The organism is Cupriavidus sp. 207A1 (assembly GCF_057798955.1).
In genome coordinates this window covers 370,866-385,211 of sequence record NZ_JBYOJO010000004.1, presented here as the reverse complement: position 1 = coordinate 385,211, position 14,346 = coordinate 370,866, and the positions used below count along the sequence as shown (strand labels likewise).

Below are 14,346 nucleotides of genomic sequence, written 5' to 3'. Positions count from 1 at the left end.
ACATTGCGCTGCAGAGAAAACACGCGTACTCCCGAATGGTGGTTGTCTGTGGATCGGCCGGTCCTTGCGCGAGGCAGGCATGCAGGCAGGGCGCCATGGCCCGCCCTTTTGCGGCACGGTGGCAATGATCGGCCAGACTTGAGCGCGACAATCCGGCGAATAGACCGGGTTTTCCGGCCGATTTCCCTCCATGGGGCGGCGGCCGCGGCGGGTACTCTGCGGAGGCTGAAACTGGCTGCGGGTCCGCCTGACGCGGGCCCGTCGCAGGCCGCAACCGCGCCAGCGGCGCGCCATACGACCAACCGGGCCGGAACGCCGGCCCATGACGACCCCATGACCACTATCTCTTCCATCGAGGGCATGCTGCAGCAATTGCGCGGGATGTCCCAGGTTGCCTCGGGCAACCCCGCCGGCCAGGCCGCGGCGCCGGTTGGCGGCGGCTTCGCCGGCGAGCTGCAGCGCTCGCTCGGCCGCATCAACGCCGCGCAGGAACGCGCCTATGGCCAGGCCGAGGCGTTCGAGCTGGGCAAGCCCGGCGTGGCGCTCAACGACGTGATGATCGACCTGCAGAAGGCCAACGTGTCGTTCCAGACCGGGGTGCAGGTGCGCAACCGGCTGGTGGCGGCTTATCAGGAGATGATGAATATGCCGGTGTAAGGCCAATGCCTTGCCGGGAATGGAAAGCCCCCGGGGCGCGCAAGCGGCCGGGGGCTTTTGCCGTGGGGCCGGCGCTCAGGCCGGGCGCGGCGCGTCGGGATCCAGGCCGGATTCGAGGTGATAGATCCACGCCAGCAGCTCGGCCACTGCGACGTAGAGTTGCGGCGGCACGTGGCTGTCCAGGTCGACCTGCATCAGCAGGTTCACCAGCGTCGGCGAGTCGTGGACGTAGACACCGGCCTCGCGCGCGCGGGCGATGATGGCTTCGGCGACCACGCCATAGCCCTTGGCGACCACGCGCGGCGCGCGCTCGCTGTGCTGGTACGACAGCGCGATCGCTGCCCCGCGTTCTTGTGCTGCGTCGCTCATTGCGTCCCGCCTTGCGCCAGGCTGTCCTGCGTCTGCACGCTCAGGCGCTGCACCGCGATGCCATGCGCCTCGAGCTGGCTGCGCAGCTGCGGCCGCGCCGCGATGAAGCGCGCCGCCACGTCGGTTTCGGGGGTGGCCACCCGGGCGTCGAGACCGCCAGGGCCTAAGGTCAGCACTGCTTCGACCACGCCCAGGTTAGGCAATTGCAGCCGCAGGCGGCTCGACCACGGCCGCGCGCCTTCGCCATGAGAGGCCGCATCTTCCGCCTCCGCGCGCAGCAGTTCCCATTCCATCGGCACGCCGGCCCAGGCTTCGCCGGCAAAGCGGAACTGCTGCGTGGCGAGCAACTCCAGTTGCTGGCGGACCACGCCTTCGGTGGCGGGATGGATGGCCGGGCCGGCGGCCGCCGGTGGCCGGCTGGCATCGGCCGGAGCGGACTGCACACCGCCCTCCGATGCGCGCGCCGGCTGGCTGGCCGGGCTGTCCAGCGTGGCCAGGCGCGCGCCAGCTTCGGCTGTCGATTGGTAGGCCTGAGTGGCCAGCGTTGCCGCCGAGGGGCGCTGCGCGGCCGGTTCGGCAGCGGCGCCGCGGCTGTAAGCGGCCGTGGTCGCGGTGCCTTGGCGCAACGCCTGCTCGGCCGCCGCATGGCTGTGGGCCACGCGCGGATTGCCGGCCGAGGCCAGCGCTTCGGCCAGCACCTGCGAGGCCGGCAGCAGCGGCGGCAGGGATGGCCGCGCCGGTTCCGCCCCTGCGCCGCTGCCGGCATAGGCCAGCTGCAGCGGCGGCGTGGCAGCGGCGCCCTGGCCTGCGCCGGGCGTGACAGCGGGCCGCCCCGGCACCGGAACCTGCGCCTGCGGCTCCTGCCGCAGGCTGGCGAGACCACGGGCGCCGGCCACCCACTGCGCCAGATGCGATTCATAGAACAGGCCGCTCTGGCCGACCGCATGGGCCAGCGCCGCGGCGGTGGCCTGCGCCGACGCTGCCGTGGGTGCCGCCGGCAGCAGCGAGGCCGTGCCGCGCACCGGCTGGGCCTCGGCACCGTCCAAGACGGCCAGGATGGCCCGCGCCGCCGCACTCAGCGATTCTTGCGTAGACGCGCCCGGCAGCAGGGCGCCCTGGCCGGCCATGGCATTGGCACCGCTTGCCAGCGCGCTGTGGCGGATGGCCTGGCCGGTGGCGTTCTGGACGTTGGACTCGGTCGCCTCGGCCACCGGCTGCAAGGCCGCGACCTGGTCGACGGCAATGGCGGTGCGCAGGGTCTGGGGGTCGGGGGCCTGACCGGGTGCCAGGCCTGGCGGCAGGTGGATGCCGGTCATACGGGTCGCGTGTATCAGGGACGGCGGGCGGTGCGGCCTGCCGGTGGAAGAGGGGAGCGGCGCCCAGGCCGCCTCAGGTGGTGGCGCCCGACGTGGCCCCTGCCGTCGCGCCATAGGCGGCGCTCAGCTCGAACTGCCGGCGCGAGCTGGTCAGCATGTCGCCGAGCCGCTTGAGTTGCGGCAGCGCCAGGTCGCGGATGCGGGCGTCGTAGGTCAGGATGCGGTCCAGCAGCTGGTAGCGCCGCATGCGCTCGGCATCGGAGAACGGGGCATCGTGGTCGAGCTGGCGCAGGCGCTCCACCTGGACCAGGTAGGCTTGCTGCAGAGTGGTGACCGTGTCCCAGTCGGCGCCCTGCGCGGCTTCATGCATGCGCGCGGACAGCGCGAGGATGTCCTCGTAGCAGGCCACGATCGGCGAAAACACTGGAGGGAAGGCCATGTCAGTTGTCCTGTAAGGCGGGTTGCCGCTCGGCCCCGGCGGCCGCGTCATCGATCTGCGCCCAGGCCGAGGCCAGGCCTTCCAGCAGCGTGTCGACCTCGCTCAGCAGCGCCGCGTCGCTGCGCAGGTTGGCCAGCATCAGCCGGCGCACCATGTATTCGTACAGTGCTTCGAGGTTGGCAGAGATTTCGCCGCCGGCGTCGTGGTCGAGCACCGCGCGCAGGCCGTTGTCGATGATGTCGATGGCCTTGGAGATGGCATTGCCGCGCTCGGCGATGCTGCCGCCTTCCAGGTGGAACCTGGCCCGCGCGATCGCGGCGCGCGCGCCGTCGTACAGCATGGCGATCAGCTTGTGCGGGCTGGCGCTCATGGCACCGGTCTGGACGCCGACCTGGGCGTAGGCGTTGGCGGATGCGCGGGCGAACATGGCTGGGTTCCTCGTGGCGGTGGGATGTGACGGGTTACTTCTTGATGCTGTTGTTGAGCGCGTTGAACTGCTGCGTCAGGTAGCTGCTGGTGCGGTTCATCTGCGCCACCACCAGGTCCAGCTGTGTGAACTGGGCCTTGTAGCGGTCGATGGTGGCGGTGACGCGGTCCTGGACCCGGTCATAGTCTTCCTCCAGGTCCTTCAGCGTCTTGGTGATGCCGTCCTGCGCCACCTTGAGCGCGCCGTCGGTCTTGCTCAGGCCTTCGATATAGGTGGTGGCGCGCTTGCCGATACCGCCGTCGCCGGTGGTGCTCGAGAACAGCGACGTGACCCGGCCCAGATTGTCGTTCAGCGCCTTGGTCAGCTTGGTATCGTCCAGCTTCATGGTGCCGTCCTTCTGGAACGTGATGCCGACGTCGATCAGCGTGATCTTGCCGCCGTTGCCATCGTCCATGGCACCCCCCAGCATCGAACGCAGGCTCGACTGGATCGAGCGCAGCGTGCCGTCGCCGGTCAGCGCGGCCGACGTGCCGGCCTTGGCATCGAACGCCGTCAGCGACTTGGCGGTGCTCTGGATGTTGTTGTACGCGGTGACGAAGGCCTGGATCGAGGCCTTGATCGCGTCGTTGTCGCGCGTCACCACCAGCGAGGTGGTGCCGGTCTTCGACAGGTTCATGGTCACGCCCTGCGCGGCGTCCACCACCGCATTGCTCTGGCTGACCACGTCGATGCCGTTGATCTTCAGCGTTGCGTTGGCGGGCGGGACCTTCTGTTCCATCTTGTTGGCGGCGGGTGCCGCGGCCGGGTCGAAGGCAACCACGTTGTTCAGCGCCGGGTCCGTCGATGACACGCGCATGGTGGCCTGCGTGCCGGTCTTGTCCGAGGTCAACACCAGGCGGTAGGGGCTGGCGCTGCCGTCATTGACGATGCTGGCGGTCACGCCGATGCCGGCCTTGTTGATGGCATCGCGCATGCCTTCGAGCGACGAGCCCGCCGGGATGGTGACCTTCTTGGTGCTGGCGGGAGCGCCGCCGGTGGCCAGCGCCTCGCCGAAATCGAACACCAGCTCGCCGCCGCCGATCATGGCCTTCTGGTCGGCCACGTTGCCGCTGACCAGCGACTGCGCGGTCGCCAGCGTGTTGACGGTGATGGTGTAGTTGCCCGGCACGGCATTGGCCGCGGTGGTCACCGACATCACGTCCGGCGTGCCGACCGTGGCCTTGACCGCGCCGAAGGTGGCGGCGCTGGACAGCTTGGTGGCGGCGGCCTTGTAGGCGTCCAGCACGCTCTGCACCTGGCTGTAGGCGGACAGCTTGGTCTGGTAGCTCTTGGCCTGCGTGTTGATGGCCTCGAGCGGCGCCTGCTCGGCCTTCTGCAGCTGGTCCAGCAGGGTGCTCAGGTTCAGGTTGGAGCCGATGCCGATGGAGGAGATCGTTGCCATTTTATTGTCTCGTCTTCAACTGTTGATCAGGTCTCAGGCCGCCTGGCTGACGAACAGCCCCTGCAGCTTGTCGATGGCGCGGGCGATGCGCAGCACCTCTTCGGTGGGCATCTGCCGGATCAGGTCGCCGGTTTCCTTGTCGATCACCTTGGTGACGACACGGTGCGTGGCCTCGTCGATCTCGAAGCGCAGGCCGATCGAGGTGGTCTTGAACGCTTCCACCAGCTCGCCGATCGCGGCGGACGCGGCGACAGCTTGCGCCGGGGCGCGCGCGGTGTCTTTCTCCGGCGCGCGCAAGCCGGCGCGTGCGGGGGGCGCCATCGTGCCGGGGGCCGGCACATCGGACGGCAGGCGCACTGCGGTCGGTTTCACGGTAGGGGGAAGCGCCATGCTCGGCTCCGTTGGCGTGTGGCGGGTTCAGGTTGAAACGCTTGGCAGGCAGCGGTCTGCCTGCGAAACGCTCCAGCGCGTTCCGGCTGCCCTGGCAAAAAGGCCGGGCCTTGCGGCCCAGCCTCGTATGCCAGTCTGCGGAAGCGATTAACGCAGCAGCGACAGCACGCTCTGCGTGGTCTGGTTGGCTTGCGACAGGACCGAGGTGCCAGCCTGTTGCAGGATCTGCGCACGGGTCATGTTCGACACTTCCGTAGCGTAGTCTGCGTCCTGGATGCGCGAACGCGACGAGGACAGGTTGGTCACGGTCGTGCCCAGGTTGGCGATGGTCGAGTCGAAGCGGTTCTGCACGGCACCCAGCGAGCTGCGCAGGTCATCAACGATCTTCAGGGCGGCGTCCAGCTTCTTCAGCGGGTCGACGCTCGACGCGCCGGCGAACTCGGCCGTGGCGCCAGCGCCGCTCAGGACGATGTCGGTGCCGGTGTAGTCGAAGTCGGTCGGGGTGGCGCCACCGTTGGCCAGCGCGCCAGCGCCGACGGCGAAGTTGCGGCCCTGGATCGTGGCGAAGGCGGTCACTGCGCCGGTGCTGTCGGCGCCGACCTTGACCAGCTGGTTAGCCAGCGCGGTCGCGGTGGTCACGCCGTTGTCCGGATCGGTGAACTCGAGGTCGGCACGGTTCAGCACGACGTTGCCGGTGGCATCGTCCACCGAAGCGGCGTAGTAGTCGTCGCCCGACTTGACCACGAAGTTGGCGGTGGCGGCGCCGGCGGCGTCCTTGACGTTGTGCAGGCTCAGGCTGCTGGCGGCAACGCCCAGCGAGGTGGCGGCCGAGGACAGGTCGACCGCTTCCGGGGTGCCATCGGTGTTGGTCTGGGTGATGGCTTCGCTGACGTTCAGGGCGTTGCTGCTCAGGCTGAAGCCCTTCAGGCCCAGCGTCGACGAATCGATCTGCTTCAGGTCGATGGTGATGGTCTCGCCGTCGTTGGCGCCAACCTGGATGGTCAGCGGCTTGGCGTTGGCGGACAGCACCTTCACGCCGTTGAAGTCGGTCTGCTGCGAGGTGCGGTCGATTTCCGACAGGCGCTGCGAGATTTCGTCCTGGATCGACTTCAGGTCCGAAGCCGAGTTCGAGCCGTTGGCGGCCTGCACGCTCAGTTCACGGATACGCTGCAGGTTGTTGTTGACTTCGGTCAGCGCGCCTTCGGTGGTCTGCGCCAGCGAGATGCCGTCGTTGGCGTTGCGCTGGGCTTGCGTCAGGCCGCGGATGTTGGCGGTGAAGCGGTTCGCAATCGCCTGGCCGGCGGCGTCGTCCTTGGCGCTGTTGATGCGCAGGCCCGACGACAGGCGCTGGATCGCCGTGTTCAGCGACGATTGCGAGGCGTTCATGTTGTTCTGAGTCATCAGAGACAACGAATTGGTGTTAATGACTTGCGCCATGGTACGACTCCTATATGCAAAGTTTTGGGCATTCCGGCTAGTGCCGTAACGTTGGCGGCCTGCTTTGCAGGGCGTAGAGTGCCTCCGTTGCTTGGGTTATCGACCGGGCAAGGCAAAGGTTTAGAGTGATCTCCGCGATAGTTTCGCGGGGTGCCGGCAGGGCGGGGGAGGCGCCGTACCACGACGGTCGGCAAAGGCGGGAAGGCGTTTGGAAGAGGCGCCGGCCTAGCGGCGCTTGCGCGTGCGCGGAATATAGAGCGGCACGAAATCCGGCGCGGCCACCGTTTCCGGCGCGACACTTACCACCTCCGGCGCGCCGGCCGGGGTGACCAGGCAGATGGCGCGTTTGTAGACCACGGTGGGCTGGCTGTCGTCTGGCCGCCGGCCGAGCAGCAGCACGAAATCGTCGGCGGCCAGCACCAAGCCGTGCAGCCGGGCGCCGTTGGACAAGTGCACGATCACCGGGGACTGGGTGATGCGGTACGCGGCGAATTGCTGGGACTGCAGTTGCCGTCGGCTGGGTTGCTTGGGCCGGATTTCCTTCTTCTTCACAACGACTCCGGAAGAGCCCGCAAGGGTTCTGGCGGCTGATAACGGTCCGTTGGCCGGCGGCTTGGGGTGCGGCTCGGCCTGGGCGGCGGGGGAAACATCCGCTCTCGGTAACGGCGACCGGACTGGCCGCCTGGATTGCCTCGAGACCCGGCCCGGCATGCAGGCCCCGGATTGTCGTGCAATGGCCGGCGGTTGGCGCTGCCAGAAGAGAAGGGGAATACTTCAGGGGCGAGAGTAACAAAGTTTTACAAGCGTTGACGGACGGCACGCCGCTCGTGGTCTAGAGGCTACGCTCTATTAATTTGTTTGCTTTTTTCCTGAGATTTGAGGTAAAGAGCGGCGCTTATGCGGGCGTGAGACGGCGTGCCCCTGGCCGACAAGGCCAAGCGGGCATTGGGATGGCAGGAAATTGCCAGCCTCTGCAAGAAGTAACCTGAAAGTGATTTCAGGGGCAAAAATGCCAGAAACACGCGAAGGCGCGCGTTCGCGCTAGGGGAATCCCCTGATAGAAGCGGGATTTACACCTCATGTAAGCGCGTTTATATTCGTAACAAGAGCTGTTTGGCTCGAGCAGTCCTGGAAAGCCTACGAGCACCCCGCGCGTGGGCTTCTTTTTTTGCCCGCGTCGTTTGATTCGCGCTCTGCGGCGCTGTGGCCGGACGGTCGAATAACCCGACCGGCCGTTCGGAATGCCGAGCCACATTTAACGCCACTTCACCGGCGCCCGATTCGCTGAAATGCGGGGGAATCTGGCGCTATTTCCGTTTTGCTCAGCGAAAGCGTTCGCTGATCGGCCCTGGTCGGCTGCAACGCACGTCGTTCGCGGGCCTGTCCGGCACCCTCAACCCGTTCGAGCGTCCGCGCCGCGCGCCACGCGCCGCCGGGCCCGGGCCGCCAAGCCGGCGCCAAGCGCCCAGCGCAGTGCCGGTGCCAGCACGTGCATGCCTGCCAGCGCCGCGGAGCGGCGGATCGAAGGCCCGTCCAGGTCCAGCTGGCGGCGTGCCCACGGCGGCAGCAGCGCGATGCCGGCGTCGGTCATGATGCTCACCGCCGGCTGCAGCAGGGGATTGGCCACCGGCATCTTCCTGACCAGACGCACCACTTCGCGGGTGCGCTCGCTGGCCATCAGCGCGGGCCGCATGGAGTCGAGATAGGCGTCCACTTCGGCGCGCGAGCGCGGCACCTCGGTCGCGCCGAGCAACTGCGCGATGCTGGCCACCTCGGCGTAATAGCGGTCCTGCTCGGCAGCGCCGAGCGGGCCGACATAGCGCAGGTAGCCCGCCAGGAAGCTAGAGACCTCGGCCACGTGCACCCAGGTCAGCAGCGCGGGGTCTGACGCCGCGTAGGGCCGTCCGTCCGGCGCGATGCCGGACACGCCGGTATGGATGCGCCGCACGCGTTCGATCAGCGCCATCGCGTCGGCGCGGCTGCCATAGGTGGTGCCGGCGATGAACTGCGCGGTGCGGCCCAGGCGCCCCTGCATGTCGGTGCGAAAGCTGGAATGGTCCCATACCCCGGCCAGCGCCAGCGGATGCAGCGTCTGCAGCAGCAGCGCGCTGACGCCGCCGGCCAGCATCGCCGGGAAATCCGCATGCACGCGCCAGCAGACCGCTTCCGGGCCGAACAGGCCGGGGTCGCCGGGCGGGTTGTCATAGTCCAGGCGCAGGCCGGAGTTGCTGCGGGTCAGCGCGCGCACGTGCGCACCTGCCTGCTCCCGCAGTCTCGCGGAGAGCTGATGCAGCGGGCCGCGGCGCTGCGGCGTGGCGCCGCCCGGGGCGGGGTCAGTGACGCTGGACAAGGCTGGAACTGCCTGGAAGGAAAAGGTATCGGGTCAGGGCCAGCATACACGCGATGGTGACGCGATGGTGACGGGATGGTGGCAGCATGCGCGCAGCGCGTCGCCGCGCCCGCCACCCGTAAAAAGGGCCGGAGCCCCGTTCAGGGTTCCGGCCTGCCAATCTCCGGCGTATGCCCCTGCGTCAGCACCGCATGTTGCTCACGCACATACCCGGATAGCTGCCTTGTTGTAGCGGCTGGGTGTTACTGCTGGCGTTGTCCGCCTTGTCCGCCTTGTCCACCCTGCTGACCACCCGTCTGCCCGCCCTGGCCGCCTTGCTGGCCGCCGCGCTGGCCGCTTTGCTGGCCAGGCTGCGAGCTGCCGCGGTCCTGCTGCTGCTGTTGGTCCTGCATGCGGTCCTTGTCACCCATCTGCCCGCCGCCTTGTTGTCCAGGTTGCTGCTGGCTGCCGCGTTGACCAGTTTGCGATTGTTCCTGCTGCTTCTGGCCCGATTGTGATTGGCCCGACTGCGTTTGACCCGGCTGTTGCTGCTGTCCCATTGCTAGCTCCTTGACGCGGCGAACTGCCGCAGACCTTGCTTCGCAATCGCCATGCCAAGCACGACAGCGCCGCCACGCCGCCTGGGCCGGCGCGATGCGCGCGATGCGCCACGCGTGCGCCGCGGCGCTTTTACAACGCGTGGCCCGTTTTACATAGCATCCGGCGCGGCTGCTGCGGCACCGCCCGGCCCGCCATGGCGGGTATGGAGCTTGCTGAAAAATGCCTTGCCAGTGGCGCCGCGTGCCAGCCCGGCAGCGGCTTGCGCTGGACCGTCAAGGAGAAAGCCATGCGATTTTCCCGAACCACCGCGCGCACCGTGCGCATGGCCTGTGTCGCGGCGCTGGCGGCGGCTGCCGGTAGTGCGCTGGCGCTCGACAAGAGCGGGCTGATCTTCGTTGCGGCCGACGAGGCACCGGTGGCGCCGGTCAACTCGGCACCGGGCATGCCCGGCCGGCCCGACCCGGACACCAGCGCTGTGACCGGGGTCGGCCAGGGCAGGCAAAGCATCGAGGACAGCGCCATCACCACGAAGATCAAGACCCGGCTGCTCGGCACCAAGGACCTCAAGTCCACCGGCATTCAGGTGAAGACGCAACAGGGGGCGGTGGAAGTCAGCGGCACGGTGCCGACCCAGCAGCAGCACGACCTGGCGTTGAAAACGATACGCAGCGTCGAGGGGGTGACGTCGGTGAATGACAACTTGAAGGTGTCGACGCGGTGAGGGGGGAGTCTTCTCGGCTGTAAGCGCAGCCGGTGGCATCCCAACGGCCCTCTCCCCCGTCCCGCGCGCGGGACAGGGAAGCACACAAGCAGCACGTTTTAGTCCGCAGAAACGGATCAAGCCGCGCGCTTTCTGCCCGTCGTGCCGGCGCTCTTGCGCGCGGCTGGCGCGTGCGATCCGCTCTTGCCGGCGCGCTTGGTGCCGGCGCTCTTTGAACTCGTACTGCGCGCGCGCTTGGCCGGCGTGGCGCTGGTGCGCTTCGCGGCGAGCTGCTTGCGTGCGGCGGCGTGCCGCGCAGGGGTCTTGCGGCGCGCGGGCTCGGCTTCGGTTTCGGTTTCGGTTTCGGTCTCGGCCTCGTCTTCCTGCCTGCCCTTGCCGCGCTTGCCCAGGCTCTGGCGCAGCAGCGCCACCATGTCGATGACCTTGGCGCCCTGGCGCGGCGCTTCTTCCTCTTCGGCGGGCGGGGTCAACTGGTGGGTCTTGCCGGATTCGATCTTTTGCTCGATGCGCGCCATCAGGTCGTCGCGGTAGGTGTCGCGGTATTGCTCGGGGGCCCAGTCCTCGGTCATGTCTTCGACCAGCTTGGCGGCCATCTCGATCTCGCGCCCGCGCGCGCCGGTGGCCTTGCCGCTGGGCGCCTTGGGCAGGCGCAGTTCCGAGATCGGCAGCACCTCGTCGGCGAAGCGCATGGTGTTCAGTACCAGCGCGTCGTCGTGCACCAGCATCGCCGCCAGGTGCTGGCGCGCGCGCAGCACCACCAGCGCCAGCGCGGCCTTGCCGGTGCGGCGCATGGTTTCGTGCAGCAGCGCATAGCCGCGCTCGCCGCGCTTGTCGGGCTCGAGGTAGTACGGGGTGTCGAAGTAGTACGGCGGAATGCTCTCGGCATCGACAAAGCTGACGATGTCCACGGTCTGCGTGGCCTCGACATTGGCCCGGCGGAAATCTTCGTCGTTGAGCAGCACATATTCGTCCTTGGCGTACTGGTAGCCCTTGACGATATGCTCCTTGTCGACCGGCTTGCCGGTGCTCTTGTTGATGCGCTGGTAGCCCACCGGGGCCATGTCGCGCACGTCTAGCAGGTCCAGGTCCAGCGATTGGCTGCGCGACGCGGGGCGAAGGACGACGGGGATGTTGACGAGGCCGAAGGCAATGGCGCCTTTCCAGATGATGCGGGACACTTGATCGCTCCTTTGCCACGGGCGCCGGCGCGTTGCGGCGGCGGTGGCGGCATGTCGCCCGGGGGGGGGTCTTCCACGGGTTGGGGCGGGCCGGGCGGCGGCTCCGGCGGCGGGACTTCGGGCTCACGGGGCGGGATGTCGGGATCGGGCGTGGTATGCACGGATAGCTCCTGGTTGAATCCTGGGTGAAGGCTCCGGCCGGCGCGGGCATGGCGCTAGGCGCGCTCCTGGTCGAGCTCATCGAGCAGCCGCGTCAGCGCGTCCAGGTCGGCGGGCTTGACCAGGTGCTGGTCGAATCCCGCGGCCAGTGCGCGGCGGCGGTCCTCGGGCTGGCCGAAGCCGGTCAGCGCGACCAGTTTGGCGCCGCGCAGCTCGGGCAGCGCGCGCAAGCGGCGCACGGTTTCAAAGCCGTCCATGGCCGGCATGCCCAGGTCCAGCAGCACCAGGTCCGGGCGCGCGTCGCTGGCGCGCGCCAGCGCGCTGGGGCCGTCGGGCGCGGTCACCACGGTGTGCCCCATGGCCTGAAGCGCCATCGTCATGGCCTCGAGCGCGTCGACGTTGTCGTCCACCACCAGGATGCGGCGCGGCACGCTGCGCCGCGGGCCGGCCTTGCCGGAACCGGGATGCCAGTTCTGCCACGGCTCGACCGGCAGCCTCACGGTGAAGGTGCTGCCCTGGCCGGGGCCGGCGCTGAAGGCGCGGATGGTGCCGCCGTGCAGCTGCACCAGCTTTTGCACCAGTGTCAGGCCGATGCCCGGCCCGTCATGCGGGAAGGCGCTGTGCGGTGCCTCCGTGGGGGCGTCGTTCTCCCTGGCCGGGTCGGGCGGGGCCAGCGGATCGAACAGTTGCCGCTGCAGTGCTGCGGACAGGCCGGTGCCGTTATCGCGCACGCGCACCGTGACTTGCCCGCCGGAGAACGCATCCGGCACGGTCTCCGGCGTGCTCTCGTCGAAGCCGGCTTCGACCGAGATCATGCCGCCGGCGGGGGTGTATGCAGCCGCGTTTTGCAGCAAGTTGCTGAAGATCTGCGTCAGGCGCACCAGGTCGCCGCGTATCGGCAGCGGCTGCTCCGGCAGCGACAGCCGCAGCGTGTGCCGGTAGGCGTCGAGCACCGGACGCACGGCTTCCACCGCGGTATTGAGCGCGGTGCGCAGCTCGACCAGGTCTTGCCGCAGCGTGATGCGGCCCTGGTTGAAGCGCGAGATATCGAGCAGCTCGTCGACCAGCCGGGTCAGGTGATGCACCTGCCGGCCGATGATGTCGCGCGCGCGGAACATGTCTTCGCGCGTGGGCGCGAGCTGCTGCAGCAGGTCTGCGGCGCTGCGCAGCGGTGCCAGCGGGTTGCGCAGCTCATGCGCCAGCATCGCCAGGAACTGGTCCTTGCGGCGTTCCTCGTCGCGCAAGGTGCGCCCGGCGCGGTTCTGCAGCGTCACGTCCTGGCAGATCCCGGCAACGCGCAGCGGCTGGCCGACGGCACCGGCCTGCGCGGTGTCGGTGTCGTCGGCGCCGCCACGGCTGCGCATGGGGAAGGCGCGCGCGCGGACGTCGCGCATCTCGCCGCCGGGCAGGGCCACCGCGAATTCGAGATCCATGCTGCCGTCGCGCAGCATGCTCTCCACGGCGGCTTCCACGCGCGCGCGGTCGGCCGGCGCGACGCGCTGCAGGCACAGGCGCGGGTCGTCCATCAGCTGCTCGGCCGAGTGGCCGCAGATGTTCGCCAGCGAGGAACTGGCGAACAGCAGCCGCCGCGTCGACGGATCGAGGATCCACACCACGTCGGCCAGCGATTCGGCGAGCTGGCGGAACATGTCTTCATGCTCGTGCAGGGCGCGCGAGGTGCGGTGGAAGGCGTCTTCGGCGCCGCGCAGGCGCAGCAGCGCCTGGATGCTGGACAGCACTTCCTCGGGTTCGGCGGGCTCGACCAGGTAGCCGTCGGCGCCACAGTTCAGCGCCTCCACGCGCTGCCGCGACTGGGCTAGCCCGGGCGAGGTCAGCAGCACCAGCGTGCGCGCGGTCTGCGGATCTTCTTTCAGCAGGCGGCACACTTCCAGGCCGCTGATATCGGGCAGCCTTGCCGACAGCAGCACCAGCGATGGCGCGTGCTGGCGCACCAGCGACAGCGCCGAATGGCCGGTGACCGCCTCGATCACGGAAAAGCCGCCGCGATGCAGGATGCGGCTCTTGACGTAGCGCGGCCCTTCGCGATCCTCGACGTTCAGGATCAGCGGGGCGCGGTTGGCTTGCGGCTTCATGACTGCACCCTGCGCGGCGCGCCAGTGCGCACCCGCAATGACGGGCAACTCCGCGCGGCCGTGTCGTGTAAAACCGCGCTGGTCTGCGCGCGCCGCGTGTAAGACTTACCACGGTGGCCCGTACTGCCTTTGAAAATCCTGCAATCCCCCATCCCCCAGATCATCGCCGTCCCCTTGTTGATCAACGTGGCCGCGGTGTTTTGCGCGGGCCGTTCCGCTTCGCAGTGGCAAGACGCGTGCCGGCTGGGCAACGTCGCGGACAGCGAGGAGGGCACGGCGCGGCATACCGCCGTCCGGACCGGCGTGACTGACCCGAGAGTGCCGTGCGGGCTAGCGGCGCGCCGCCTCGCCGCTGTGGGCCTCGGCGCTGGGCGAGGTGCCGCCTTGCGGGCCGGTGGAGCGCGGCGCTTCGGCAGCCTTCTGCGGGATCTTGCCCGGCTCGGTCCAGCCCTTGTAATCGGTGCCCTTGCCAAAGCGCGCGGCAATGCGGTCCTGCACCACGGCCAGCGCGTCGGCTTGCTGCTTGGCGGTTTCGGCTTCCTTGGCCTTCTTGGCTTCGGCGGCCTGCTGCTGCTCCGGCGTGGGCGGCGGCAGCTTGGCCTGCACCGGGGCTGCCGCGCAGGACAGCATGGCGCAGGACACCAGCAGCCGGCGCAGGCCGCGGCGGTTGCGCGGGGCCGCGCCGGTGCTGCCGGCGGCGCGCAGGTTCGCGAGAATCTTCAGTGGGGCCATGGTCTGTCTCCGTTGGGTGTTGCCGTCCTGGCGTGATTCGCAACAGGGATATCGCCGGGACACGCTCGTCACCAAGGGGCAAGAAATGTGCCGCCGG

Annotated in this window: 15 protein-coding genes; 3 read left to right on the top strand and 12 right to left on the bottom strand. The window is 68.8% G+C overall.

Going from position 1 to position 14,346, the window contains the following annotated elements; genetic code table 11:
• Nucleotides 1–333 precede the first annotated feature (333 nt).
• Complete coding sequence (gene fliE, locus AC3FMM_RS09860; protein ID WP_092314531.1) at nucleotides 334–657, top strand: flagellar hook-basal body complex protein FliE; 324 nt, start codon at nucleotides 334–336, stop codon at nucleotides 655–657.
• A 75-nt stretch (nucleotides 658–732) separates the two neighbouring features.
• Here fliE and AC3FMM_RS09855 read toward each other — a convergent pair whose 3' ends face one another.
• From AC3FMM_RS09855 to AC3FMM_RS09815, 9 genes are all read right to left on the bottom strand, one after another.
• The gene (locus AC3FMM_RS09855; RefSeq protein WP_326346362.1) at nucleotides 733–1,026 is read right to left on the bottom strand and encodes an EscU/YscU/HrcU family type III secretion system export apparatus switch protein; all 294 of its coding nucleotides are present in this window, start codon (nucleotides 1,024–1,026) and stop codon (nucleotides 733–735) included.
• Nucleotides 1,023–2,342 carry a flagellar hook-length control protein FliK gene (gene fliK / locus AC3FMM_RS09850; protein WP_414248523.1) on the bottom strand — a complete coding sequence of 440 codons (1,320 nt, stop codon included), beginning with the start codon at nucleotides 2,340–2,342 and terminating at the stop codon, nucleotides 1,023–1,025. Before fliK ends, AC3FMM_RS09855 begins: the two co-directional genes overlap by 4 nt.
• A 73-nt stretch (nucleotides 2,343–2,415) precedes the next feature.
• Nucleotides 2,416–2,781: a flagellar protein FliT gene (locus tag AC3FMM_RS09845; protein ID WP_326346364.1), complete on the bottom strand. Its 366-nt coding sequence runs from the start codon at nucleotides 2,779–2,781 to the stop codon at nucleotides 2,416–2,418.
• 1 nt (nucleotide 2,782) lies between these two features.
• Complete coding sequence (fliS, locus tag AC3FMM_RS09840; protein ID WP_488686513.1) at nucleotides 2,783–3,208, bottom strand: flagellar export chaperone FliS; 426 nt, start codon at nucleotides 3,206–3,208, stop codon at nucleotides 2,783–2,785.
• A gap of 34 nt (nucleotides 3,209–3,242) precedes the next feature.
• Nucleotides 3,243–4,649, bottom strand: coding sequence for a flagellar filament capping protein FliD (fliD, locus tag AC3FMM_RS09835; RefSeq protein ID WP_414248524.1), 1,407 nt, complete (start codon nucleotides 4,647–4,649; stop codon nucleotides 3,243–3,245).
• A gap of 33 nt (nucleotides 4,650–4,682) precedes the next feature.
• Nucleotides 4,683–5,039 (bottom strand): flagellar protein FlaG, encoded by a 357-nt coding sequence (locus AC3FMM_RS09830; RefSeq protein ID WP_488686512.1) that lies wholly within the window; start codon nucleotides 5,037–5,039, stop codon nucleotides 4,683–4,685.
• A gap of 147 nt (nucleotides 5,040–5,186) precedes the next feature.
• Nucleotides 5,187–6,476 carry a FliC/FljB family flagellin gene (locus tag AC3FMM_RS09825; protein WP_252666035.1) on the bottom strand — a complete coding sequence of 430 codons (1,290 nt, stop codon included), beginning with the start codon at nucleotides 6,474–6,476 and terminating at the stop codon, nucleotides 5,187–5,189.
• A 225-nt stretch (nucleotides 6,477–6,701) separates the two neighbouring features.
• Nucleotides 6,702–7,028: an RNA chaperone Hfq gene (locus AC3FMM_RS09820; protein WP_414248526.1), complete on the bottom strand. Its 327-nt coding sequence runs from the start codon at nucleotides 7,026–7,028 to the stop codon at nucleotides 6,702–6,704.
• 841 nt (nucleotides 7,029–7,869) lie between these two features.
• On the bottom strand, nucleotides 7,870–8,826 hold the full coding sequence (locus AC3FMM_RS09815) for an oxygenase MpaB family protein (RefSeq protein WP_115714039.1): 957 nt from the start codon (nucleotides 8,824–8,826) through the stop codon (nucleotides 7,870–7,872).
• Between the two features lie 272 nt (nucleotides 8,827–9,098).
• Between AC3FMM_RS09815 and AC3FMM_RS09810 the strand changes: the two genes are divergently transcribed.
• Nucleotides 9,099–9,323 (top strand): hypothetical protein, encoded by a 225-nt coding sequence (locus AC3FMM_RS09810; protein WP_197717968.1) that lies wholly within the window; start codon nucleotides 9,099–9,101, stop codon nucleotides 9,321–9,323.
• Nucleotides 9,324–9,568: 245 nt separating this feature from the next.
• Nucleotides 9,569–10,087 carry a BON domain-containing protein gene (locus AC3FMM_RS09805; RefSeq protein ID WP_488686511.1) on the top strand — a complete coding sequence of 173 codons (519 nt, stop codon included), beginning with the start codon at nucleotides 9,569–9,571 and terminating at the stop codon, nucleotides 10,085–10,087.
• Between the two features lie 116 nt (nucleotides 10,088–10,203).
• Here AC3FMM_RS09805 and ku read toward each other — a convergent pair whose 3' ends face one another.
• The 3 genes from ku to AC3FMM_RS09790 all read right to left on the bottom strand — a co-directional run bounded on the left by ku (nucleotide 10,204) and on the right by AC3FMM_RS09790 (nucleotide 14,249).
• Nucleotides 10,204–11,265, bottom strand: a complete 1,062-nt coding sequence (gene ku, locus AC3FMM_RS09800) for a non-homologous end joining protein Ku (protein ID WP_488686510.1) — start codon at nucleotides 11,263–11,265, stop codon at nucleotides 10,204–10,206.
• Nucleotides 11,266–11,480: 215 nt separating this feature from the next.
• A complete protein-coding gene (locus AC3FMM_RS09795; RefSeq protein ID WP_488686509.1) occupies nucleotides 11,481–13,517 on the bottom strand; it encodes a hybrid sensor histidine kinase/response regulator in 2,037 nt (678 codons plus the stop codon).
• Between the two features lie 330 nt (nucleotides 13,518–13,847).
• Nucleotides 13,848–14,249 (bottom strand): hypothetical protein, encoded by a 402-nt coding sequence (locus AC3FMM_RS09790; RefSeq protein ID WP_115681919.1) that lies wholly within the window; start codon nucleotides 14,247–14,249, stop codon nucleotides 13,848–13,850.
• Between the last annotated feature and the right edge of the window lie 97 nt (nucleotides 14,250–14,346).

What these genes read in the sequence shown, in the direction of transcription:
- fliE (WP_092314531.1), top strand. Translation starts at nt 334, where the DNA reads ATGACCACTATCTCTTCCATCGAGGGCATGCTGCAGCAATTGCGCGGG.
- AC3FMM_RS09855 (WP_326346362.1), bottom strand. Translation starts at nt 1,026, where the DNA reads ATGAGCGACGCAGCACAAGAACGCGGGGCAGCGATCGCGCTGTCGTAC.
- fliK (WP_414248523.1), bottom strand. Translation starts at nt 2,342, where the DNA reads ATGACCGGCATCCACCTGCCGCCAGGCCTGGCACCCGGTCAGGCCCCC.
- AC3FMM_RS09845 (WP_326346364.1), bottom strand. Translation starts at nt 2,781, where the DNA reads ATGGCCTTCCCTCCAGTGTTTTCGCCGATCGTGGCCTGCTACGAGGAC.
- fliS (WP_488686513.1), bottom strand. Translation starts at nt 3,208, where the DNA reads ATGTTCGCCCGCGCATCCGCCAACGCCTACGCCCAGGTCGGCGTCCAG.
- fliD (WP_414248524.1), bottom strand. Translation starts at nt 4,649, where the DNA reads ATGGCAACGATCTCCTCCATCGGCATCGGCTCCAACCTGAACCTGAGC.
- AC3FMM_RS09830 (WP_488686512.1), bottom strand. Translation starts at nt 5,039, where the DNA reads ATGGCGCTTCCCCCTACCGTGAAACCGACCGCAGTGCGCCTGCCGTCC.
- AC3FMM_RS09825 (WP_252666035.1), bottom strand. Translation starts at nt 6,476, where the DNA reads ATGGCGCAAGTCATTAACACCAATTCGTTGTCTCTGATGACTCAGAAC.
- AC3FMM_RS09805 (WP_488686511.1), top strand. Translation starts at nt 9,569, where the DNA reads ATGGAGCTTGCTGAAAAATGCCTTGCCAGTGGCGCCGCGTGCCAGCCC.
- AC3FMM_RS09795 (WP_488686509.1), bottom strand. Translation starts at nt 13,517, where the DNA reads ATGAAGCCGCAAGCCAACCGCGCCCCGCTGATCCTGAACGTCGAGGAT.
- AC3FMM_RS09790 (WP_115681919.1), bottom strand. Translation starts at nt 14,249, where the DNA reads ATGGCCCCACTGAAGATTCTCGCGAACCTGCGCGCCGCCGGCAGCACC.